Here is a 21,777-nt window from a genome sequence, read left to right as displayed (position 1 = left end):
CCACCTGTCGTCGTCGGGGCCCCCCCCCCCCTCGGTTTTGTCCCCCCCCCCCCCCCCCGGGGGGGCCCCCGCCGCCCCCCCCCCGGGGGGGGCCCCCCCCCCCCCCCCCCCCCCCCACCCCGCGAGGTCAGTCCCGCGCCATGGCGGGCGGAGCCGCGTCGACGCCCCACCTCGTGGGCCGGTCGGAGAGCTTGATCCTCATGGTGCCGGAACGGAGCAGCTCCTTGTGGGTCAGCCAGCTCCGGCGCAGCTCGCCCGCGCCCGTCCGCACGGACGACACGTACTGGAGCTTCGACGCGTCGGCGCCCGGCGCCTCGATGGTCACCTTGCGTCCGTGCCCCGGCCGGATCTCGACCTTCTCGAACATCGGCGCGGAGACCAGGTAGTCGGCCGAACCGGGCTGCGCCTCGAAGACGCCCGCCATGGCGAAGACGAGCAGCGACGAGGTGGCGCCGAGGTCGTCGTTGCCGGGCATGCCGTACGCGTCGTCGGTGAACAGCGTCCGCTGCGCGCGCAGCACGGCCGACGTCTTCCACGGCGCCCCGGTCCACGCGTACATCCACGGCGTGTGGAAGTCGGGCTCGTTGTTGGGGTTGAAGGCGAAGTTGTCGTGGTAGTCGTACGCGCCCGTCACCCAGGACTCCGAGGCGGCCTTCGCCGGGTCGGTCAGGACGGTCGGCATGTCGAAGAACGTGTCGAGGCGCTGTTCGGCTCCCTTCTGCCCGCCCATGAGACCGAAGAGGGTCCGCGGGTCCTGCTGGGCGAGCCACTGGTACTGCCACGCGGTGCCCTCGTGGAACGCGCCGGACTGCGTCGGGTCGGGATCGCCGGCCACGGTGCCGTCGGCGTTCCTCGTGACGGGGAAGCCGGAGTAGCCCTTCGACGTGACGGAGGGGTCCCAGAGCTTGGTGAAGTTGTCGCAGCGCGAGGCGAGCGTGTCGGCCTTGTCCCGGTACCCGAGACCGTCGGCCATCGTGGACAGCGCGCAGTCCGCGAGCGCGTACTCCAGGGTGGCCGAGCCCGCCTGGCGGCTGTCCCCGTACAGGTAGCCGGGCAGGTTCCGGTAGCCGACGAAGCCGTTCGCGACGTACGACGGGTTGCCGTCACGGCCGCGGAACACCGACTGGTCCGCCGGTACCTCGTTGGCGTTCTCCCAGAGCGCGTCGAACAGTCGGCGCGCCGTGCGGTTGTCGAGCAGACCGCGCCGGTAGAGGTCGACGACCCACGGGGTGACGGGGTCGCCGCTCATCACGTTGGTCTCGCCGCCGCCGAGCCCCCAGCGCGGCAGCCAGCCCCCGTCCTGGTGGATGCGCAGCACGGACTTGGCCATGTCGGTGGCCTTGTCCGGTTCGAGCAGCGCCACCAACTGGTTCTGGGAGCGGTAGGTGTCCCACAGCGAGAACATCTGGTAGTACGGCGAGTCCGAGCGGTGCACCTTGTCGTCGAAGCCGCGGTAGCGGTTGTCGACGTCCGAGCCGACCGAGGGGTGCAGCAGCGAGTGGTAGAGCGCGCTGTAGTACGTCCGCTGGTCGGCGGTGCTGCCACCGGCCACCCGCATCCGGTCCAGCTCGTCCCGCCAGGTGTCGTGCGCCCGCGCCCGGGCCCTGTCGAACGACTTCGGCTGCTCGGCCACGCGGTTGAGGCGCGCGCCGTCGACCGAGGTGTAGGACAGACCCACCGAGGAACCGACCCGGTGGCCGTCGGCCGGGTCGAACGACAGCCAGGCGCCCGCGCGCTCGCTGCCGCGCGACGCTTCGCGCCGGCCCGGGGTGAGGGTGTCGTCGGTCCAGGTGCCGAACGTCGAGAAGGTCCGGTCGAACTTGGCGCTGAAGTAGACCCGGTAGCGCTCCTTGCCGGTCTCTCCGCAGAAGTTGCCGCCCTGGACCCAGCCCTCGACGGTGTCGTCGCCGACCACCTCGATGTCGCCGGCGTACGTGCTGCCGTTGCTCTGCCCGGCCTCGATGAGCACGTTCTGCGTGCCCGAGCCGCCGGGATAGGTGTAGCGGTGCTGGCCGGTGCGCTGGGTGGCGCTCAGTTCGGCCCGGATGCCGTTGTCGAAGGTGACCCCGTAATAGCCGGGCGCCCGCTCCTCGTCGGCATGGCTGAACCTGGCCGCGTACCGCGCCGGGTCGGACGAGGTGACCGCCCCCGTGGTCGGCATGAACCGTATGTTGCCCATCGTCTGGCAGCCGACGCCCGAGAGATGGGTGTGACTGAAGCCCAGGATGGTGTCCTGCGCGTAGTCGTAGGAGGCGTACTTGCCGAGCTGTGTGTCGGGGCTCAACTGCACCATGCCGAACGGGGTGGCGGCGCCCGGGAAGGTCGTGCCGTCACCGTTGTTGCCGATCGACGTGTCGACCAGCGCGGTGGGATCGTCGGCGAACTCCGGCCCCCGCTCCCGGGCGCTCGCCACGCCGGTGGTGACGGAGACACTGGCCATGGTGGCGATGGCCAACAAGGCGGTGGACAGGCGTTTCCACGCTCTCATCAGGGCCCTCTCGTACGACAACGTTGTCATAGTCAATGCCCGTCGATCTTTGTTCTTCCTGCGGGCGTTCGTCAATGCATCGTTGCGAAAAACGTGGGCGGCACCCCCCGGTGAGGGTGCCGCCCACGCCTGCGCTCGCCGTACGGCCTACCTGCGCGGCGCCTTGCCGGCGTCCTCCGGCGGGCAGGACAGGACGACGAGGCTCCGCTCCTGCACGAGCAGCGAGGTCTCCGCCTTGTACTCCGTCTCGTCGGACGTGCCGTTCGGTTCGGCCGTGTCGATCAGCTTGGTCCAGCGGGAACCGTAGACGGCGTCCGGCAGCACGAACTCCGTGGGCTCCCAGTAGCAGTTGAACAGCACCAGGAAGGAGTCGTCCACGACCGTACGCCCCTGGAGGGCCGGCGCCGAGAGCTCGTCGCCGTTGAGGAACACCCCGATCGCGTGGGCGTCGGGCCTGCTCCAGTCCTTGGGCGTCATCTCCTCGGCGTCCGGCCGCAGCCAGACCAGATCGGGCAACTGCCGCCCCTCCTGGGTGGCGTCCCCCTCGAAGAAGTGGCGCCTGCGTAGCACGGGGTGGTCCATGCGCAGGGCGATGAGTTCGCGGGTGAACCGCAGCAGGTCCCGCTGCTCCTCGTCGAGGTCCCAGTCGATCCAGCTCAACTCGTTGTCCTGGCAGTACGCGTTGTTGTTGCCGCGCTGGGTGCGGCCGAGCTCGTCGCCGTGGCTCAGCATCGGGATGCCCTGCGACAGCATCAGCGTCGTCAGGAAGTTCCGCTGCTGCCTGGCACGCAGCTCCAGGACCGCCGGGTCGTCGGTGGGGCCCTCGGCACCGCAGTTCCAGGAGCGGTTGTGCGACTCGCCGTCGTTGTTGTCCTCCCCGTTGGCCTCGTTGTGCTTGTCGTTGTACGAGACGAGGTCGCGCAGGGTGAACCCGTCGTGCGCGGTGACGAAGTTGACGCTGGCGCGCGGGCGCCGCCGCTCGTGTTCGTAGAGGTCGGCGGAGCCGGTCAGACGGGACGCGAACTCCGGCAGGGATCCCTCGTCGGCGCGCCAGAAGTCCCGGACGCTGTCGCGGTACTTGCCGTTCCACTCGGACCACAGCGGCGGGAAGTTGCCGACCTGGTAGCCACCGTCGCCGAGGTCCCAGGGCTCGGCGATCAGCTTCACGCGGCTGATCACCGGGTCCTGCTGGATGACGTCGAAGAAGGCGGAGAGCCGGTCCACCTCGTGGAACTGGCGGGCGAGGGTGGCGGCGAGGTCGAAGCGGAAGCCGTCGACATGGCACTCGGTCACCCAGTACCGCAGCGAGTCCATGATCAGTTGCAGCACGTTGGGGTGGCGCATCAGCAGGCTGTTGCCGGTCCCCGTGGTGTCGTAGTAGCGGCTGAAGTCCTCGTCGGACAGCCGGTAGTACGAGGCGTTGTCGATGCCGCGGAAGGAGATCGTCGGACCCTTCTCGTTGCCCTCGGCCGTGTGGTTGTAGACCACGTCGAGGATCACTTCGAGTCCCGCGGCGTGCAGCTCCTTGACCATGCTCTTGAACTCGGTGACCTGTTCGCCGAGTGTGCCGTGCGCGGCGTAGGCGTGGTGGGGCGCGAAGAACCCGATCGTGTTGTAGCCCCAGTAGTTGGAGAGGCCCTGGTCGAGGAGGAACCCGTCCTGGATGAACTGGTGGACGGGCATGAGCTCGACCGCGGTCACGTTCAGGGACTTCAGGTGCTCGATGACGGGCGGGCTCGCCAGTCCGGCGTACGTGCCGCGCAGCTCCTCGGGCACGTCCGGATGGGTGCGCGACAGCCCCCGCACATGTGCCTCGTAGATGACCGAGTCGGTGTACGAGTACGACGGCGGCGCGTCCGCGCCCCAGTCGAAGGCGGGGTCGACGACGACTCCGCACAGACCGTGCCCCGGCCCCTCGCCGGGCGGACGCTGTTCGTGGACCGCGAGGGCGTAGGGGTCGAGCAGGAACGCCGAGGCGTCACAGCGGTGCCCGGAGCTCGGCTCCCACGGGCCGTGCACGCGGTAGCCGTACCGCTGGCGCGGGCCGACGTCCGGCAGATAGCCGTGCCACACGAAGCCGTCGACCTCGGGCAGGGTCACGATCCGCTCGGTGCCGTCCGCTTCCAGGAGAACCAGGTCGACCTGCTCGGCGACGGCGCTGAACAGGGCGAAGTTCGTTCCGTGGCCGTCGTAGGAGGCGCCGAGCGGGTAGGGGCGTCCGGCCCGGACGCCCCCGGCCTCGCGGACCGTCGGACGTCCCGTCACGACGCGGTTCCGGCCGTCTCGGACGCACGGGCGGCACTGGCGTGCGCGACCGGAGTCTGCGGCACGCTGAGGGCCTCGCTCGACCAGGGCTCGGGCTGCTTCGCGCTGAGCGGCTCGCGGTCGTGGTCGGACTTGCGCAGGGAGAACCAGACGATGTGCTGGTTGTTCGTGGTGCACCGGCCCCAGCCGTCGCACAGGGAGGCCAGTTGACGCAGATGGGGGTGGGCGTCCTTGCGCTGTCCGGCCTCGGAGGGGTCCCGGTGCGACACCGCGGTGATCAGGTGCTGACCGGTCCACCACGTCTCGATCTCCACCCGCTCCACCGGGCCGGCCGCGGCCGCCTCCATCAGCAGCCCGACACCGCGCGCCGCCGACGTCACCAGTTTGTGCAGCCCCCAGTACCGCAGGTGGGCGGCGACGATGCGCTGCATCTGTCCGACGCGCTCAGGCGAGGACTCCACCTCGACGTGGTAGTAGCGGGGCTCTGTCCGGGTCATGGTTCATGCTCCTCACCGCGTGACTCACGCCGTCGCCGCGGCCACGGGGCCGTCGTCCGTACGGAACGTGAGCAGGGGTCGCTCGAACGTCATTGATCAGCCTTCACTCCGTACTCCGTTCGTGCAACACGAGAGTGATCGGGTGGTGACTCTCGGCTCAACAGGACGGATCGCCGATCACACCGCACCATGGTGAAAAGCGGCCGAGCGTGATCGTCCGCTGTCGCTCCGTGCATGTCCGGCGAGCCGCGCACGCATGAGGTCGCGGAATCCAGGAGGTCGACGGATGCCATGGACGCATCACAGGTCGGCGAGGAGATCGAGGCGAAGCTGAAGCACTACCGGTGGTGGCAGCGGCGCTATCTCGCCGCTCCCACAGATGCGCGGGTCCGCGAGCGGTTCGAGCGGACCGTCGCGGCGCTGTGCGCCGCGACGGGCGAGCGATGCGGCCGCGAGGCGGCGTCCACGGCCGAGCGCCGCCTGCGGGCCGACCGTCCTCCGCGCCGGGACGGCCGACCGGAGACGAGGCCGACCGCATGACCGACTGCCGCGCAGAGCACTGGAGGTGAGGGCGATGACGACCAGGACGCAACGGGTTCCGGTCCAGATCGAGGACGTGCGTCCCCGTGTCCACGGTGGCCGCGGCACGGCCAAGGCCGTGGCCGGCGAGACCTTCCCCGTCACGGCCCTGGTGTTCGTCGAGGGGTCGGGCATCGTGCGGCCGCACGCCGTGCTGCGTGACCCCGAGGGCCGCACGGTCCAGTGCGTCCCCATGCGCGAACTCGCCCCGGGCGAGGACCGCTGGAGCGCCCTCGTCACCCCGACGACGCCGGGCCGCTGGAGCTACTGCGTACAGGCGTGGTGCGACGTCGTGGCCGCCTGGCAGCGCGACGCCGCCATAAAGGTGCCGGCGGGTGTGGACAGCGACATCACGCTGGAGGAAGGCGCCGTGCACCTGGAGCAGGCGCTGGGGCGGGTCACCGACGAGGCGGCCCGGCGCATCCTGTTCGAGGCCATCCGGGTCCTCGGCGACGGAACGCGCGACGACATGGACCGGCTGGCGGCCGCCCTGGCGCCGGAGGTCCGTGAGGTGCTCGACACCCACCCGCGGCTCGACCGCCTGACCGAGAGCGCCCCGCTGCCGCTGCTCGTGGAGCGTGAGCGGGCCCTCTTCGGGGCCTGGTACGAGTTCTTCCCGCGCTCGGAGGGTGCCGTCGTGAAGGAGGGGGAGCCGCCGGTGAGCGGTACCTTCGCCACCGCCGCGCGACGGCTGCCCGCGATCGCCGCGATGGGCTTCGACGTCGTCTACCTGCCGCCGATCCACCCCATCGGCACCACGTTCCGCAAGGGGCCGGACAACAGCCTCACTCCTGGCCCGCACGATGTCGGGGTGCCCTGGGCGATCGGCTCGGCGGAGGGCGGCCACGACGCGATCCACCCCGACCTCGGCACGCTCGACGACTTCGACGCGTTCGTGGCACGGGCCCGCTCCGAGGGGCTGGAAGTGGCGCTGGACTTCGCGTTGCAGTGCTCGCCCGACCACCCGTGGGTGGAGAAGCACCCCGAGTGGTTCCACCACCGGCCCGACGGTTCGATCGCCTACGCCGAGAACCCGCCGAAGAAGTACCAGGACATCTATCCGATCGCCTTCGACCAGGATCTGCCGGGTCTGGTCGCGGAGACGACGCGGGTGCTGCGCCACTGGATGGCGCACGGGGTGCGTATCTTCCGCGTCGACAACCCGCACACCAAGCCGGTCGCCTTCTGGGAGCAGGTGATCGCGGAGATCGGCCGCACCGACCCGGACGTGATCTTCCTGGCCGAGGCGTTCACCCGCCCGGCCATGATGCGGTCGCTGGCCGAGGCCGGTTTCCAGCAGTCCTACACCTACTTCACCTGGCGCAACACGAAGGCGGAACTGACGGAATACGTGCGGGAGTTGGCAGGGGATTCGGCGGCGGTCATGCGCCCGAACTTCTTCGTCAACACCCCTGACATCCTCCACGAGTTCCTTCAGCACGGCGGCCGTCCCGCCTTCGAACTGCGCGCGGTGCTCGCCGCGACGCTTTCGCCGTCCTGGGGTGTCTACAGCGGATATGAACTCTGCGAGAACACACCGCTGCGGCCGGGCAGCGAGGAGTATCTGCGTTCCGAGAAGTACGAGCTGAGGCCGCGGGACTGGGAGTCCGCCGAGCGCGAGGGGCGGACGATCGCCCCGCTGATCACCGCGCTGAACGACATCCGGCGCCGCAGTCCTGCCCTGCGCGGACTGCGCAACGTGCACTTCCATCACGCCGACAACGACGCCGTGATCGTGTACTCCAAACGCTCCGGCCCGAACACGGTCCTGGTGGTCGTGAACCTCGACCCGCACCACACCCAGGAGGCGACGGTTCGCCTCGACTGCGCGGAGCTGGAGGTCGACCCCGACTCCACCTTCCCGGTGCGCGACGAACTCAGCGGGGCCACCTACATGTGGGGAGCGACCAATTACGTGCGCCTCGTCCCGGGGGAGTCACCGGCCCACGTCTTCACCGTCGGCTAACCACCCACCTCATTCTCCTGATCGCGGTACGGAGGCCGAACTGTATGTCCACGGACGAAATGGCGCAGTTGCCGTACATGCCCGCCAAGACACCCGACCCCGAGTGGTTCAAACGTGCCGTCTTCTACGAGGTGCTCGTCCGCTCCTTCTACGACAGCAACGGCGACGGTGTCGGTGACCTCAAGGGCATCACGGCGAAGCTGGACTACCTGCAATGGCTGGGGGTGGACTGCCTCTGGCTGCCGCCCTTCTACACCTCCCCGTTGCAGGACGGGGGCTATGACGTGTCGAACTACATCGTCACGCTGCCCGAGTTCGGTGATCTGGCCGACTTCGTGGAGTTCGTGGACGCGGCGCACCAGCGCGGCATGCGGGTCATCATCGACTTCGTCATGAACCACACGAGCGACCAGCACGAGTGGTTCCAGCAGTCCCGCTCGGACCCGGACGGCCCCTACGGCGACTACTACGTCTGGTCCGACGACGACACCAAATACGCGGACGCCCGGATCATCTTCGTCGACACCGAGGTGTCCAACTGGACCTTCGACCCCGTCCGCAAGCAGTACTACTGGCACCGCTTCTTCTCCCACCAGCCCGACCTGAACTACGAGAACCCGGCCGTGCAGGAGGAGATGCTGGCCTCCCTGCGCTTCTGGCTCGACCTCGGCATCGACGGGTTCCGCCTCGACGCGGTGCCCTACCTCTACGCCGAGGAAGGCACCAACTGCGAGAACCTGCCCGCGTCCCACGCCTTCCTGAAGCGGGTCCGCAAAGAGATCGACGCGAACTATCCCGACGTGGTGATCCTCGCCGAGGCGAACCAGTGGCCGGAGGACGTCGTCGACTACTTCGGGGACTACGCCTCGGGCGGCGACGAGTGCCACATGGCGTTCCACTTCCCCGTGATGCCGCGCATCTTCATGGCGGTGCGCCGCGAATCGCGCTACCCGGTCTCGGAGATCCTCGCGAAGACACCGGAGATCCCGTCCGGCTGCCAGTGGGGCATCTTCCTGCGCAACCACGACGAGTTGACCCTGGAGATGGTCACCGACGAGGAACGCGACTACATGTACGCGGAGTACGCCAAGGAGCCGCGGATGCGGGCCAATGTCGGCATCCGTAGGCGTCTGGCCCCGCTCCTCGACAACGACCGCAACCAGATCGAACTCTTCACCGCTCTGCTGCTCTCCCTGCCGGGCTCGCCGATCCTCTACTACGGCGACGAGATCGGCATGGGCGACAACATCTGGCTCGGCGACCGCGACGCCGTGCGGACCCCGATGCAGTGGACCCCGGACCGCAACGCCGGTTTCTCCTCCTGCGACCCGGGCCGCCTCTCCCTGCCCACGATCATGGACCCGGTCTACGGCTACCAGGTCACCAACGTCGAGGCGGCCATGGCCTCACCGTCCTCGCTGCTGCACTGGACGCGCCGGATGATCGAGATCCGCAAGCAGAACCCGGCGTTCGGCCTGGGCTCGTACACCGAACTGCCCTCCTCCAACCCGGCCGTCCTCGCCTTCCTGCGCGAGTACAAGGACGACCTGGTGCTGTGCGTCCACAACTTCTCCCGCTTCGCCCAGCCCACCGAACTCGACCTCCAGGCGTACGACGGCCGGCACCCGGTGGAGCTGATCGGCAACGTCCGGTTCCCGGCCATCGGCGAACTGCCCTACCTCCTCACCCTCGCGGGGCACGGCTTCTACTGGTTCCGGCTGCGCGGCACGAGCCTGACGCCACGCATGGCACACCACGATTGGACCTGATCCATGACATCGCCTCTGCTGTCCGACACAGGCGTGGGTCCCTCGCAGGTACCCGCCTCCTCCCTCGCGGCGCTCCTGGCGCGCTGGCTCCCGCGCCAGCGGTGGTTCACCGGACAAGGCCGCGACATCTCCGGCGTCTCCGTGGTCGCGGCGACGGCGCTGACGGCCGACTGCTACCACCTGCTGGTCCGCGTCGACCAGCGCGGCTCCTCGGGCGGCGACCACTACCAGGTGCTGCTCGGCGTCGCCGCCCAGATGCCGCCGCGCATGTCGCCCAGCCTGATCGGCGAGGTGGAGGCGCGAGCCGGCGAACGGCTCATGATCTACGACGCCGTGCACGACCACCGCGCCGCGATCGTGCTCCTCGAACGGCTCCGCAGAGGCGGCACCGCGGGACACCTGCGCTTCGAGTCGCTGCCCCGCACCGCGGTCCCGTGCGGCCTCACCCCGCGCGTCCTCGACGTCGAACAGTCGAACACGTCGATCGTGTACGGCGACGAGCTCATCCTCAAACTCTTCCGCCACATCCAGCCCGGCATCAACCCCGACCTGGAGGTCACGGGAGCGCTGGCGCGGCACGGTTTCACCCAGGTCCCCGCGCCCATCGGCTGGTTCCAGACGGAGGCCCCCTTCTGGTCCACCCTCGGCATGGTGCAGCCGTTCCTCACCGACTCGACGGACGGCTGGGCCCTTGCCCTGGAATCCGGCCGCCGCAGGCAGGGCTTCACCGACGAGGCCCACGAGCTGGGCCGCACGACGGGCGAATTGCACGTCGCCCTGGCCAGGGCGTTCCCGACCGACGTCGGTCCGGTCGACCAGCCGGCCCGCATGGCCGACGCGATGAGCCACCGCCTCCTGCGGGCGGCGGCACGCGTACCGGCGCTGCGCCCGTACGTGCCGGACCTCCAGGAGATCTACGCGGCCGTCGTCACGGCGGGCGGTGAACGGCCGCTGCAACGCACCCACGGCGACCTGCACCTGGGACAGGTGCTGCACGCGCACGGACGCTGGCACATCGTCGACTTCGAGGGCGAGCCGGCGAAGCCCGTGCCCGAGCGCCGGTCCCTGCGCTCACCCATCGCCGACGTCGCCGGCATGCTCAGGTCCTTCGACTACGCGGCCCAGTCCGGTCCGGAGTTCCACCCGCAGTGGGGCGAAGGCTGCCGGAACGCGTTCTGCGCGGGCTACGGCGAGTCCGGCGGCTTCGACCCGCGCGCCGTCCCCGCCGCCCTGCGCGCCCACGAGGCCGACCGCGCGGTCTACGAGGTCGTCTACGAGTCGGTGTACCGGCCCGACCTGATGGCGGTGCCGATGCAGGCGGTGGCACGCCTGTGCGCCACCCGGGGCACCCACCCGAGCGCCTCCTCCGTCATCGCCGCCCCGTCCGCCCCGCCCGCCGTATCCGGCTCGTCCGACCGCCCCGCCCAGGAGACCTGACATGTCCGTCGCCGACCCCGTCCTGCCCGTCACCCACACACCCCGCGTGGCTCCTCTCCCGGCGCTCGACGACGACGCGCGCCGCCGACTGCTGGACGGCGCCCACCACGACCCGCACTCCGTCCTCGGCGCCCACGGGATGCGCGACGGACTCGCGGTGCGCTGCCTGCGCCCGCACGCGCTGGCGGTGTCCGTCGTCATCGGCACGGGCGAGTGGGAACTCCACGACGAGGGCGACGGCCTGTTCGGGGGCAGGATCCCGGGCCAGGGCTTCGCGCCCTACCGCCTGCGGGTGACCTACCCCGAGGCCGTCACCGAGACGGAGGACCCCTACCGGTTCCCGCCCACGCTGGGCGAGTTCGACCTCCACCTCATCTCCGAGGGGCGCCACGAGGAACTGTGGACGGCCCTCGGCTCCCGGGTCCTCACATGCCGCGGGGTCGAGGGCACCCGCTTCACCGTGTGGGCGCCGAACGCGCGCGGCGTCCGCGTCCGCGGCGACTTCAACCACTGGGACGGCACGTCGCTGCCGATGCGCTCCCTCGGCTCCTCCGGGGTGTGGGAGCTGTTCGTCCCCGGCATCGGCGCCGGAGCGCAGTACAAGTACGAGCTGACCGGCCCGGACGGGACACACCTCGAACGGGCCGACCCCATGGCCCGCCGCACGGAGACCCCGCCCGCGACGGCGTCGATCGTGGACCTCAGCCAGTACGCCTGGGGCGACGAGGAGTGGCTGCGACGGCGCGCCGAGCACCCGGTCCACACCGCCCCCATGTCCGTCTACGAGGTCCACCTCGGCTCCTGGAGACCGGGTGCGACCTACCGCCGTCTCGCCGACGAACTGACAACGTATGTGCGGGACTTGGGCTTCACCCACGTGGAGCTGATGCCGGTCGCCGAGCACCCCTTCGGCGGTTCCTGGGGCTACCAGGTCACCGGCTTCTACGCGCCCACGGCCCGCCTCGGCACCCCGGACGACTTCAAGTACCTGGTCGACGCCCTGCACCAGGCGGGCATCGGCGTCATCCTCGACTGGGTCCCGGCCCATTTCCCGCGCGACGAGTGGGCGTTGGCCAACTTCGATGGGCGCCCGCTGTACGAGCCGCAGGACCCGCGGCGCGCCGCCCACCCGGACTGGGGCACCCTCGTCTTCGACTACGGGCGCAGGGAGGTCCGCAACTTCCTCGTGGCGAACGCCCTGTACTGGTGCGAGGAGTTCCACATCGACGGCCTGCGCGTCGACGCCGTCGCCTCCATGCTCTACCTCGACTACTCGCGCGAGGACGGGCAGTGGTCCCCGAACCAGTACGGCGGGCGCGAGAACCTCGACGCGGTCGACTTCCTCCAGGAGATGAACGCCACCCTGTACCGGCGCGTCCCCGGCGTCGTCACCATCGCCGAGGAGTCCACCGCCTGGAACGGCGTGACCCGGGCGACCCACGAGGTCGGACCCGACGGCTTCGGGGGACTGGGCTTCGGCCTGAAGTGGAACATGGGCTGGATGCACGACTCCCTCGACTACGTCGCGCACGAGCCGGTGCACCGCAAGTACCACCACAATGAGATGACCTTCTCGATGGTGTACGCGTACAGCGAGAACTACGTGCTGCCGATCTCCCACGACGAGGTCGTCCACGGCAAACAGGCCCTGGTGTCGAAGATGCCGGGCGACTGGTGGCAGCGACGCGCCAACCACCGCGCCTACCTGGCCTACATGTGGGCCCACCCGGGGAAGAAACTCCTCTTCATGGGACAGGAGTTCGCCCAGGGCGCCGAGTGGGTGGAGGACGAGGGCCCGCAATGGTGGGTGCTGGACGAGAAGCACGACGCCCACGAGGATCACCGAGGCGTGCAACGTCTGGTGGGCGACCTCAACGACCTGTACGCCTGCCACCCCGCGCTGTGGGAACAGGACACGCACCCCGACGGGTTCGCGTGGAGCGCGGCCGACGCCGCCGAGGACAACGTCTTCGCCTTCGTCCGCCGATCCGCCGACGGCACCCCCCTGCTGGCCGTGGTGAACTTCTCCCCGGTGGTCCGCCACGACTACCGACTCGGGGTCCCGGCCACCACGACGGGGCAGTGGCGGGAGATCCTCAACACGGACGCCGCGCGCTACGGCGGCAGCGACGTCCGCACCACCGAGCCGACGGCGGAGCGACCCGAGCCGATGGGCGGCTTCCCCGCCTCCCTGAGCCTGCGGCTGCCACCGCTCGCGGCGATCTGGCTGGCGCCGGTGCGCGAGGGCTGAGCGGGCGGCGTCGGGCGCGGTGGGCCGGTCACGTGGGGTCGTGCCGCAGCTCCCGCTCGATGATGCCGTGGGCGGTGTCCGACAGGGACGTGCCCGAGGCGTAGGACTGGGCGCGCAGCCGGTCCAGGGCCTCGGCCAGCGAGATGCCGAGCCGCTCGCTCAGGACGCCGGTGGCCTGATGGACCTCGGCCCGGTGCAGCCCCACCGTCCCCGCACCGCCGCTGCCGCGCGCCTCACCGGTGTCGCCGCCCGCGGGCCAGCGGGTCAGTACGTGCTGCGCCAGCGCGTCGGCGAGCAGCCGGCCCTGCGCGGACTGCCGCGCGGTGAGTGCGCCCGGGGTGCGCCGGTAGCCGGTCATCGTGCCGACGCGGACGGCGCCGAAGCGCACCGGCCAGACGAAGAGCGCCGCGATCCCCAGCTCCTCCGCCTCGGCGGCGAACTGGGGCCATTGCTGGGCGAGCAACCGGCTGATGTCGGGCACTTCCCGTGCCTCCGTCCCGGCCCGGAAGAGCCGGTTGGGGCCTTGTCCCAGGACGAACTGGAGGTCCTCCAGGCGTGCGCTGGTGTCATCGCTGAACCACACCAACTCCTGTGCCATCGAGATGGCGATGCCACCCAGACCCAGGGCGCGGGCGCAGGCGGTGGCCCATGACCGGCGCTCCTTCTCGTCCGCCACCGCATGCAGTCTGTCCAACAGTTCCCGGACCGTGGAACGCATATCCGCACACGCTTTCGTCAAGGCTTACCGCAGCGGCGTCAGACCGCCGCACCGCACCTTTTCAGCCTAGCGAGGACGTCCCGGCCCGACAGCCGGTCAGGGAGAATCCCCTGCGCCGCGGCCGGAGCGCCCGGTCCGCTACTCGGCCGCGGGGCGCGGGGACTCCGCCTGGCCCGGCGCGCTGTAGAAGACCGACGAACCCTGCTTGCTGCGCTGTGCGAGGCCCTTGGCGACCTGGCCCTCGACCGTGGTGCGCACGACAGGCTTCCTGAAGGTCCGGTCCGGGTGCGCGGCGGCCAGTGCCTCCGTCAGTTCGGCCGCCGAACGCGGTTCCTTCTGCTGCCTCAGGATGTCCTGCACCAGGGTCACCAGGGTCGGCCGCCCTTCACCCGACGGCTCCTTGTCCGTCCCGGACGGGGGTGCCGACGGCGTGGACGAGGCGGTACGCGCCGTTTTGCGCTTCGGTGAGCCGGTCTTCGCGCCCGCCCGGGCGGCGGACGCGCGCCGTGGCTTCACCAGCGTCGCCGCGCTCTCCTTCGCGTCGAGGGCCCGCCGCATGTTCTCCAGGATCGCCTGGTCGTCCCGCAACGCCTGCAACTGGGCCTCTAGCTTCTCCAGTTCGGCGACGATCCGCTCCTGTTCCTTCGCGTTGCGTTCGAGGTCGGCGGCGACCTGCGTCGCGTACTGCTCTTTGACACCTGTGGTGCCGGGGCGAGGATCCGTCACGAGAAACTCCTGTGTGCGCTGGGCGGATGGGCGGGAGCCACTGAGGGCGCCGATGACTGCGGGAGTCTACGGGCGTACCCATGGGACTCCTCTCTCCAGCGCTCCTCGCCCGAACCCCCGCGGGCCGCCGCGTCTTCGCGACGTCCGTCACGGAGCGTGCGTGGCCAGTAATGTTCTGGCCTGTGCTTCACGGGGAGGGCTACGGTCCTTCATATGTCCGCTACATATGCCCACGGCGCCGACCGGTCGGCTCATGAGCTCAACGAGCGGATCCGCTGTCTGATGCTCCGCTCCGGCGGACGGCTGACAGCCGACCAGCGGCGCGAGTACGAGGCCCTCGTCGCCGCGTGGGCGACGGCCGTGCGCGCGCACCCGTCCGGCGTCTGCCCCCCAGCCGTCCGGTGACGTAGAAACGCCGTACATCCCGCCTCGGCGTACGTGTGCGGGGGGTCGGCGGGAACGCGGAGGGCTTCCAGGGACGGGCCGCCGGGCCCGTCCCCCACCTTGCCGCTCGGGGCGGCGTCCCCAGGGAGTGAGCCATGCCGCAGCCGACCGCGTTGCACGACCTCGGCGCCCTGCGCTTCGGCAGCCGGGCCCAGTTCGACCCCGCTCACCTGCGCGGCGTGCGCGAGGCCGTACGGGACAGCGGGGTCCGCGACCTCTATGTGATCGTCCACGGGGCCCACAACGACGCGGCGGCCGGCGACGCCGTCGATGACGCCTTCCGGCGGCTGCTGACCGAGGCGTGGGGCGACGACGCCCACGACCTGGGGTTCCTCGGGGTGCGCTGGCCGTCCCTGTGCTTCAGGGACGAGGGAGCGCCCGGCGTCACCGAACCGGCCGCCGACGACCGGGACGGTCGCTCCGTGATCACCCGGGCGACCGCCGACGACCTGCACCGCCAACTGCCCGACAGCGCAGATTCGTTGGACGAGATCATCGACCTGCTGAACGAGCGACCGGAGCGAGGGACCGCCTTCGACGACTTCGGGTCCGCCCTGCGCCGCCTGGCGGAGGTCCCGTTGCAGGACCCGGCCGCGGGCTTCGCCTCCGACACGGAGGGCGAGGTGCTGCCGCAGGCCGATCCCCTCATGCTGTTCGAGGACACGAGGACGATGTGTGCCGAGTTCGCGGGCGCTTCCGCGGATGTGCGGAGTTCCCTGAAGGCCGAGGCGGGCGTGCCCCACCGGTACGAGAACGACGTGGACGAGACCTCCGTCTCCGACAACGGGACCCTGCTGGAGGATCAGGCGGCAGGACCACGGCCCGCGCGGCCGCTCAGTGACAGCGTGAACCGCACCGGCATGGTCGCCGCGGGCGGCCCCCTGGGCGAAGCCGCCCGCGCGATGGACCACGCCGAGCTGTGGGCGGGGGCCCACGAACTCTTCCGTCAGGTCGTACGTCATGTCCTGCGCCGCAGGGCCGGGTTGATCGGCGAGGCGGGTCTCGGCCCCTGCCTGCCGGCGCTGGCCGAGGGCGCCGAGGTCCGCCTCCATCTCGTGGGCCACGGACTCGGCGCCCGCCTGGCCGGTTTCGCGCTACGAGGTCTGGAGACGAGCGGGGCGGACCCCGTCACGCTGGCCTCCCTCACCCTGCTCCAGGGCGAGTTGTCGCACTTCGCCTTCGCCGACAGCCTGCCGCAGCAGGTCTCCGGGCACGGGGCGCTGTGGGAGCGGCAGCGACTCGTACAGGGCCCGCTGATCTGCACGTTCTCCCACCTCGACGCCCACCTGGGCGTGCTGTACCCGCTGTCGGCGCAGATGATCGGCGACTCCGCCGAACTGGCCACGTCCGCCCGCAAATGGGGCGCGCTCGGCTTCGACGGCATCCAGGGCGTCGACGGCCCGTCACCGGTCGCCCTGAAGGACGCGGCGACACAGGATCTGTGGGAGGTGCCGTACGTCAACGTGGACGCCTCCGACGTCGTCCGCTGCGACGAGACACCCTTGGGCGGCCACCACCACGTATTTCACCCGGAGATCGGCCGATTGCTGCGGCGCGTGGCGGAGCGCTGAGCCGAGCGCTCGACCGACACCTCTTCGGCTGGTCAGGCGCCCGGGCCGCGCACCGGGTGTTTGCTGAGGATGGAGACGCGGTTGAAGGCGTTGATGGTGATGGCGACCCAGATGACCGCGGAGATCTCGTCGTCGGTGAGGGCCGCGCGGGCCGCCGCGTAGGCGCTGTCCTGCGCGGTAATGTCCGAGGGCGCGGTGGTCGCCTCGGCGAGGGCGAGCGCCGCGCGTTCCCGTGCCGTGAACAGTTCGGTGTCGCGCCAGGCGGCGAGCGTACCGAGGCGCCGGGTGGTCTCACCGGCGCGCAGGGCGGCCCGGGTGTGCACGTCGAGGCAGTAGGCGCAGCCGTTGATCTGGGAGACGCGCAGGTTGACCAGTTCGACGAGGAGGCGGTCGAGCCCGGCGTCCGCGGCCGTCGCGCGCACCGCTTCCGATGTCTGCACCAGGGCGTGATACGCCTTCGGGCTCTGCTTGTCGACGAAGACGCGCCCGTAGGCCGGGGGTGGGACCGGTGCTGGTGCCATGTCGCTCAACTTGATCTCCTCGGGGGCCATGACGTGGTGACCCGGTAGGTGGTCCGGTTCGCTTCGCGCATCGCTCGGCCTTATGATCATCCATGGTTGTTGAATATCAAAATACTTGGGGTGGCAGTGGGAGGGCCAGAGATGGGCAAGGCGGAGGTACTCACCGCCCGGGACGTGCCGCTGGGCGGTCCGCGGGCCATGACGGTGCGGCGCACGCTGCCGCAGCGGGCCCGGACGCTGATCGGGGCATGGTGCTTTGTCGACCACTACGGCCCCGACGACGTGGCGGACACCGGCGGCATGGACGTCGCGCCGCACCCGCACACCGGTCTCCAGACGGTGAGCTGGCTGTTCAGCGGGGAGATCGAGCACCGGGACAGCCTGGGCAGCCACGCCATGGTGCGCCCCGGCGAACTGAACCTGATGACCGGCGGCCACGGCATCAGCCACTCGGAGGTCTCCACCCCCACCACCACCGTGCTCCACGGCGTCCAACTCTGGGTCGCGCTGCCGGACCGGCACCGGCACACCGACCGGGACTTCCAGCACCACGTTCCGCGGGCGATCCGGACCGACGGCGGCGCCGAGATCCGCGTGTTCCTGGGCTCGCTGGCCGGTACGACCTCACCGGTGTGCACCTTCACCCCCCTGCTCGGCGCCGAACTCCTCCTCGCACCGCGCGTGAGCGTCACCCTCACGGTGGACCCCGACTTCGAACACGGCCTCCTGGTCGACACCGGAGAGGTGATGATGGCCGAAACCCCCCTCGGCCAGGCCGAGTTGGGCTACGTCGCGCCGGGCGAGACGACCCTGACCCTCACCAACCCGACGGACGCGCCCGCACGCACGATCCTGCTGGGCGGGCCGCCTTTCGACGAGGAGATCGTCATGTGGTGGAACTTCATCGGCCGGTCGCACGAGGACATCGCGCGGGCGCGGGCGGACTGGATGGACGGTACGCGCTTCGGTGAGGTGAAGGGCTACGACGGGGACCGACTGCCCGCTCCGGAACTGCCGTCCGTACCCCTGAAAGCCCGGGGCCGGGTGCGCTGACCCGCGCCGACGGACAACTCGCCCCTCTCACGCTCCAGGAGCCGGCCGACCGCCACATCCCCGCCCTGGGCGGCGCTCGATCGCGCGCTGAAGGGCAGCGGCGACTCGACTTCGACGACGTCCCGAGCCTCGACCTCACCGGCGTCTCCACGCTGGTCCTCGTCTCGGCCGGGTACGCCGAGGACGAGCAGGCCATCGCCCGGCACCGGGCGGCTCTGGATGCGGCCGTGCGCGATGGCGTCCGTCACGTGGTCCGTACGAGCCTCACCGGCGCTGCCGATCACCTCGGCTCCGCGCTCGCTCATCGCGCCACCGAGCGGTTGGTCAAGGCCAGTGGACCTGGGTGGACCATCCTGCGCAACGGGCTCCGCGCCGAACTCTTCGGGGCGCTTGCGACCTGGACGGACGACGGCGTGGAATCGGCGTTCGGTGACGGAGCGCTCGCCGCCGTGGCGCGGGCGGACCTGGCGGCGGCTGCGGCCGTCGTGGCCGGTGACCCGACCGGGCACACCGGCAGGACCTACGACCTGGTCCGCGAACCGGTCACCGCCGCCCGCGTCGCCGCATCCCTCGACGTCGCGCACCGACCATCGCGCTCGGGGAGTACCGGGCCCGACTCCTCGCCGACGACGCGCTCCTGCCGTTCCAGCCGCCGATGCTCGCCTCGATCGCGACCAGCGTCCGCCACGGGTCCCTCGGCACCACCAGCCCCGACCTGGTCCGACCGCGCACCGACCCGCTCACCGTGGCCACGGCCACGGCCACTGCGGCTGCGATGCGCCCCGATGCCGGCTGACACGGACGGTTCAGCACGATGCGCCTTGTGCCCCTCAGCGGGCGTCACCGCGTCCTCGCCCCGTGGAGAAGGTGCGGGCGCTGGGAACGAGGGCGGCGGTGGCGGGCGCCGCGAAGCAGACGAGGGCGCAGGCCGCGAGGACCGCTGTGGTGCCGAAGGCGTCGATGGCGGGGGCGATGACGGTGAGTCCGACGGGGGCCAGGCCGTAGGAGAGCAGGAAGTCCAGTGAGGAGACGCGGGCCAGTTTGTCCGGGGCGACCTCGCGCTGGGCGGCGGTGAACCACGGCACGTTGAACAGTTCGATGCCGATGCCCGCGACGGCGTAGGCGGTCATCACGACGACCGGGTGCACGGGGAACACCAGGCTGAGCGGGGCGAAGCCGTAGGAGGCCAGGCCGGCGAGGGCGGCCCGGCCGGGGGAGCGCGGGCGCCAGCGCGCCATGAGCAGGGCACCGCCCAGCGCCCCGGCGGTGTAGGCGGTCATCGCACCCGCGAGAACGACCTCGGTCCCGTACTCGTCCCTGCTGACCATGGGCAGGGCGACGCCGGTCGCGGAGTAACCGGTGGCTATGACGGCCGTGAGCGCGCCCAGACCGGCGAGGAACCAGGGGTGCCTGCGCGCCTCGCGGACACCCTCGGTGAACTCGGCCAGAAAGGACGCCCTGCCCGCCCCGGCCGAACGCTGCGAAGTGTCTTGCTCAGCCCCGGGCCGTGCGCCCCGCCCGGGAACGCAGGCCGCGACGAGCCAGAGCAGCCCGATGCCCATCAGCAGGGTCCACACGTCCAGGAGGACGGCGAGCAGCGCGGTCAGGGAGGGGCCCACGAGTGTGCTGACCCGTACCGCCAGGGTCATGGCGGCGTTTGCCTGCTGCCTGCGACCGGCGTCGACCACCTCGGCGGTGAGGGCTTGGTAGGCCGGGCGGCAGGCGCCCTGGCCGGCTCCCGCCACCGCGGCGGCTGCCGCCATCAGCGGCACCGAGCGGTCCAGCCCCGCGGCGATCACCGGAGCCGCGGCTCCGGCGGCGAGTCCCGCCCACAGCACGACGCCCCGGCGGGAGTGCCGGTCGGCGAGGACCCCGGCCACGGGCACCGCGGCGAGGAACCCGACGGTGCGCGCGGCGAGCAGCAGACCGAGATCGGTTGCGGTCAGGGTCCGTTCGAAGACGGCGAGGCCGAGGACGAAGGGCAGGGCCCAGGTGGCCAGGCCCGATGCGGTGGCGCCTGTCCAGAGGCGGAGGAAGGCCAGGTCGAGGAGGATCGAGCGCCGCGTCGCGGGAGGGGACTCGGCGGCGGTGGGAGGAGCGGAGGGAGTGGGCACGACGGAGTACTCCTGTCCTGTCGGTGGGGACGGATCGGACGCGACACGGCCGCAACGGCGCTGCTCAGCAGGGAAGTTGGGCGACGGAGTCGACCGGGGCAACGGCGAGCGGCGCGGCGCGGGCACCACACTATCGCAGTGATAATCATTTCCATTAGGGTGCTGTCCGCCGGGTTCGACGGCGTGCTAGGTTCCTGCACATGAACATGATTGTCATGAGCGAGAGGGGTGGAGATGCCGTACACGCCCGCGCCCTCGGGCTCCGCGTCCACGGCTGACGCGGTCGAGCAGGCCGAGGTGTCGGCGTCTCGGCCCGCAGGGTCTGTGCGAACCCGCTTCGCGTCCCGGAAAGTGCTGCTGCTCAGCCACGCGGTGTTGGCCGCCGTCCTGCTCGTGTCCGTCGTCGTCGCCATCGGGCTCGGCCCCGCGGTCGTCACGCCGGGGGAGACCGCCCGCCATCTGTGGGCGGCCCTGAGCGGAGGGTGTATCGACCGCGACGAGGTGACGACGTATCAGATCGTCTGGCAGATCCGCACGCCGCGCGTACTGCTCGCGGCGCTGGTCGGGGCCGGGCTGAGCGCGGTCGGAGTGGCGATCCAGGCCATGGTGCGCAACGCGCTGGCCGACCCCTTCGTCCTCGGCGTCTCCTCGGGCGCCTCCGTCGGCGCCGTCGGGGTCACGGTCACCGGAGGGCTTGCGGTCTTCGGCATCTACGCCGTCTCCGTCGGCGCCTTCCTCGGCGCGCTTGTCGCCTCGCTGATGGTGTACGTCTCCGCCTCCAGCAGGGGTGCGCTGTCCCCGCTGCGCCTCGTACTGACGGGCGTCGCCATGTCGTTGGGGTTCCAGGCTGTCATGAGCCTGATCATCTACGCCGCGCCGGACAGCGAGGCGACGAGCATGGTCCTGTACTGGACCATGGGCAGTTTCGGCGCCGCGAGCTGGGGCGCGCTGCCTGTCGTCTCCGCCGTCGTGCTGGCCGGACTCGCGCTTCTGCACCGGTACGGACGGGCACTCGACGTGCTCTCCCTCGGCGACGAGACCGCGGCGAGCCTCGGTTTCGCCCCGGACCGGCACCGCAAGGCACTGCTGGTCCTCGTCTCGCTCATCACCGGCGTCATGGTCGCCGTCAGCGGAGCCATCGCCTTCGTCGGTCTCGTCATGCCGCATGTCGTACGGATGGTCGTCGGCGCCCCGCACGCCCGCGTGCTCGTCGTGGCCCCCCTCGTCGGAGCCATCTTCATGGTGTGGGTCGATCTGGCGGCGCGGACCCTGGTGGCCCCGCGCGAGCTGCCGCTCGGGGTCATCACCGCGCTCGTCGGGGTGCCGGTCTTCATCACCCTGATGCGGCGCAGGGGTTACACCTTCGGAGGGCGCTGAC

At 70.8% G+C, this 21,777-nt stretch carries 18 protein-coding genes; 10 read left to right on the top strand and 8 right to left on the bottom strand.

Going from position 1 to position 21,777, the window contains the following annotated elements; genetic code table 11:
* Positions 1-127: 127 nt before the first annotated feature.
* The 3 genes from ACIRF8_RS18795 to ACIRF8_RS18785 form a co-directional block, all read right to left on the bottom strand.
* Positions 128-2,488 (bottom strand): GH92 family glycosyl hydrolase, encoded by a 2,361-nt coding sequence (locus tag ACIRF8_RS18795; RefSeq protein ID WP_404216226.1) that lies wholly within the window; start codon positions 2,486-2,488, stop codon positions 128-130.
* Between the two features lie 147 nt (positions 2,489-2,635).
* Positions 2,636-4,753 carry a glycogen debranching protein GlgX gene (gene glgX / locus ACIRF8_RS18790; protein ID WP_404216224.1) on the bottom strand — a complete coding sequence of 706 codons (2,118 nt, stop codon included), beginning with the start codon at positions 4,751-4,753 and terminating at the stop codon, positions 2,636-2,638.
* Positions 4,750-5,250, bottom strand: a complete 501-nt coding sequence (locus ACIRF8_RS18785) for a pep a2 (RefSeq protein ID WP_404216222.1) — start codon at positions 5,248-5,250, stop codon at positions 4,750-4,752. Before ACIRF8_RS18785 ends, glgX begins: the two co-directional genes overlap by 4 nt.
* Before the next feature lie 291 nt (positions 5,251-5,541).
* Between ACIRF8_RS18785 and ACIRF8_RS18780 the strand changes: the two genes are divergently transcribed.
* Genes ACIRF8_RS18780 through glgB form a run of 5 tightly spaced genes read left to right on the top strand, consistent with a single transcriptional unit; the run spans position 5,542 to position 13,252 of the window.
* Complete coding sequence (locus tag ACIRF8_RS18780) at positions 5,542-5,790, top strand: DUF5133 domain-containing protein (RefSeq protein WP_404216220.1); 249 nt, start codon at positions 5,542-5,544, stop codon at positions 5,788-5,790.
* A 34-nt stretch (positions 5,791-5,824) separates the two neighbouring features.
* Positions 5,825-7,795 carry an alpha-1,4-glucan--maltose-1-phosphate maltosyltransferase gene (locus tag ACIRF8_RS18775; RefSeq protein ID WP_404216218.1) on the top strand — a complete coding sequence of 657 codons (1,971 nt, stop codon included), beginning with the start codon at positions 5,825-5,827 and terminating at the stop codon, positions 7,793-7,795.
* 44 nt (positions 7,796-7,839) lie between these two features.
* A complete protein-coding gene (gene treS, locus ACIRF8_RS18770) occupies positions 7,840-9,564 on the top strand; it encodes a maltose alpha-D-glucosyltransferase (RefSeq protein WP_404216216.1) in 1,725 nt (574 codons plus the stop codon).
* Positions 9,565-9,567: 3 nt separating this feature from the next.
* Positions 9,568-11,001: a maltokinase gene (locus tag ACIRF8_RS18765; RefSeq protein WP_404216214.1), complete on the top strand. Its 1,434-nt coding sequence runs from the start codon at positions 9,568-9,570 to the stop codon at positions 10,999-11,001.
* A gap of 1 nt (position 11,002) precedes the next feature.
* A complete protein-coding gene (gene glgB / locus ACIRF8_RS18760; protein WP_404216212.1) occupies positions 11,003-13,252 on the top strand; it encodes a 1,4-alpha-glucan branching protein GlgB in 2,250 nt (749 codons plus the stop codon).
* Between the two features lie 28 nt (positions 13,253-13,280).
* Here glgB and ACIRF8_RS18755 read toward each other — a convergent pair whose 3' ends face one another.
* Together ACIRF8_RS18755 and ACIRF8_RS18750 are read right to left on the bottom strand one after the other, a co-directional pair.
* On the bottom strand, positions 13,281-13,928 hold the full coding sequence (locus ACIRF8_RS18755) for an ANTAR domain-containing protein (RefSeq protein ID WP_404216210.1): 648 nt from the start codon (positions 13,926-13,928) through the stop codon (positions 13,281-13,283).
* Positions 13,929-14,108: 180 nt separating this feature from the next.
* On the bottom strand, positions 14,109-14,696 hold the full coding sequence (locus ACIRF8_RS18750; RefSeq protein WP_404216208.1) for a hypothetical protein: 588 nt from the start codon (positions 14,694-14,696) through the stop codon (positions 14,109-14,111).
* A 213-nt stretch (positions 14,697-14,909) separates the two neighbouring features.
* On the opposite strand from ACIRF8_RS18750, the gene ACIRF8_RS18745 reads away from it, so the two are divergent.
* Together ACIRF8_RS18745 and ACIRF8_RS18740 are read left to right on the top strand one after the other, a co-directional pair.
* Entirely contained in the window at positions 14,910-15,101 is a 192-nt protein-coding gene (locus ACIRF8_RS18745) for a hypothetical protein (protein ID WP_404216206.1), read from the top strand.
* Between the two features lie 134 nt (positions 15,102-15,235).
* Positions 15,236-16,711 carry a hypothetical protein gene (locus ACIRF8_RS18740; RefSeq protein ID WP_404216204.1) on the top strand — a complete coding sequence of 492 codons (1,476 nt, stop codon included), beginning with the start codon at positions 15,236-15,238 and terminating at the stop codon, positions 16,709-16,711.
* A gap of 32 nt (positions 16,712-16,743) precedes the next feature.
* Here the strand turns inward: ACIRF8_RS18740 and ACIRF8_RS18735 are convergent, their stop codons facing one another.
* Positions 16,744-17,232 carry a carboxymuconolactone decarboxylase family protein gene (locus ACIRF8_RS18735; RefSeq protein ID WP_404216202.1) on the bottom strand — a complete coding sequence of 163 codons (489 nt, stop codon included), beginning with the start codon at positions 17,230-17,232 and terminating at the stop codon, positions 16,744-16,746.
* 141 nt (positions 17,233-17,373) lie between these two features.
* Between ACIRF8_RS18735 and ACIRF8_RS18730 the strand changes: the two genes are divergently transcribed.
* Positions 17,374-18,285, top strand: a complete 912-nt coding sequence (locus ACIRF8_RS18730) for a pirin family protein (RefSeq protein WP_404216200.1) — start codon at positions 17,374-17,376, stop codon at positions 18,283-18,285.
* On the opposite strand, the gene ACIRF8_RS18725 is transcribed toward ACIRF8_RS18730, so the two are convergent.
* Entirely contained in the window at positions 18,213-18,590 is a 378-nt protein-coding gene (locus tag ACIRF8_RS18725) for a hypothetical protein (RefSeq protein WP_404216198.1), read from the bottom strand. The two genes, ACIRF8_RS18730 and ACIRF8_RS18725, sit on opposite strands and share 73 nt — an antisense overlap.
* Before the next feature lie 350 nt (positions 18,591-18,940).
* Here ACIRF8_RS18725 and ACIRF8_RS18720 point away from each other — a divergent pair, with 350 nt between their 5' ends.
* Positions 18,941-19,081: a hypothetical protein gene (locus ACIRF8_RS18720; RefSeq protein WP_404216196.1), complete on the top strand. Its 141-nt coding sequence runs from the start codon at positions 18,941-18,943 to the stop codon at positions 19,079-19,081.
* Between the two features lie 34 nt (positions 19,082-19,115).
* On the opposite strand, the gene ACIRF8_RS18715 is transcribed toward ACIRF8_RS18720, so the two are convergent.
* Positions 19,116-20,399 carry an MFS transporter gene (locus tag ACIRF8_RS18715; protein WP_404216195.1) on the bottom strand — a complete coding sequence of 428 codons (1,284 nt, stop codon included), beginning with the start codon at positions 20,397-20,399 and terminating at the stop codon, positions 19,116-19,118.
* Between the two features lie 234 nt (positions 20,400-20,633).
* Here ACIRF8_RS18715 and ACIRF8_RS18710 point away from each other — a divergent pair, with 234 nt between their 5' ends.
* The gene (locus ACIRF8_RS18710; RefSeq protein ID WP_404216193.1) at positions 20,634-21,776 is read left to right on the top strand and encodes a FecCD family ABC transporter permease; all 1,143 of its coding nucleotides are present in this window, start codon (positions 20,634-20,636) and stop codon (positions 21,774-21,776) included.
* Position 21,777: the final 1 nt, after the last annotated feature.

The organism is Streptomyces sp. NPDC102406 (genome assembly GCF_044765725.1).
Classification (GTDB): domain Bacteria; phylum Actinomycetota; class Actinomycetes; order Streptomycetales; family Streptomycetaceae; genus Streptomyces.
Note: the sequence above shows the minus strand (reverse complement) of the source record. Positions and strands in the feature narration are given on the sequence as shown.

Coding starts and splice junctions, on each gene's coding strand:
- ACIRF8_RS18795 (WP_404216226.1), bottom strand. CDS start 2,488: ATGAGAGCGTGGAAACGCCTGTCCACCGCCTTGTTGGCCATCGCCACC.
- ACIRF8_RS18785 (WP_404216222.1), bottom strand. CDS start 5,250: ATGACCCGGACAGAGCCCCGCTACTACCACGTCGAGGTGGAGTCCTCG.
- ACIRF8_RS18780 (WP_404216220.1), top strand. CDS start 5,542: ATGGACGCATCACAGGTCGGCGAGGAGATCGAGGCGAAGCTGAAGCAC.
- ACIRF8_RS18775 (WP_404216218.1), top strand. CDS start 5,825: ATGACGACCAGGACGCAACGGGTTCCGGTCCAGATCGAGGACGTGCGT.
- treS (WP_404216216.1), top strand. CDS start 7,840: ATGTCCACGGACGAAATGGCGCAGTTGCCGTACATGCCCGCCAAGACA.
- ACIRF8_RS18765 (WP_404216214.1), top strand. CDS start 9,568: ATGACATCGCCTCTGCTGTCCGACACAGGCGTGGGTCCCTCGCAGGTA.
- glgB (WP_404216212.1), top strand. CDS start 11,003: ATGTCCGTCGCCGACCCCGTCCTGCCCGTCACCCACACACCCCGCGTG.
- ACIRF8_RS18745 (WP_404216206.1), top strand. CDS start 14,910: ATGTCCGCTACATATGCCCACGGCGCCGACCGGTCGGCTCATGAGCTC.
- ACIRF8_RS18740 (WP_404216204.1), top strand. CDS start 15,236: ATGCCGCAGCCGACCGCGTTGCACGACCTCGGCGCCCTGCGCTTCGGC.
- ACIRF8_RS18735 (WP_404216202.1), bottom strand. CDS start 17,232: ATGGCACCAGCACCGGTCCCACCCCCGGCCTACGGGCGCGTCTTCGTC.
- ACIRF8_RS18730 (WP_404216200.1), top strand. CDS start 17,374: ATGGGCAAGGCGGAGGTACTCACCGCCCGGGACGTGCCGCTGGGCGGT.
- ACIRF8_RS18725 (WP_404216198.1), bottom strand. CDS start 18,590: ATGAGCGAGCGCGGAGCCGAGGTGATCGGCAGCGCCGGTGAGGCTCGT.
- ACIRF8_RS18720 (WP_404216196.1), top strand. CDS start 18,941: ATGCTCGCCTCGATCGCGACCAGCGTCCGCCACGGGTCCCTCGGCACC.
- ACIRF8_RS18710 (WP_404216193.1), top strand. CDS start 20,634: ATGCCGTACACGCCCGCGCCCTCGGGCTCCGCGTCCACGGCTGACGCG.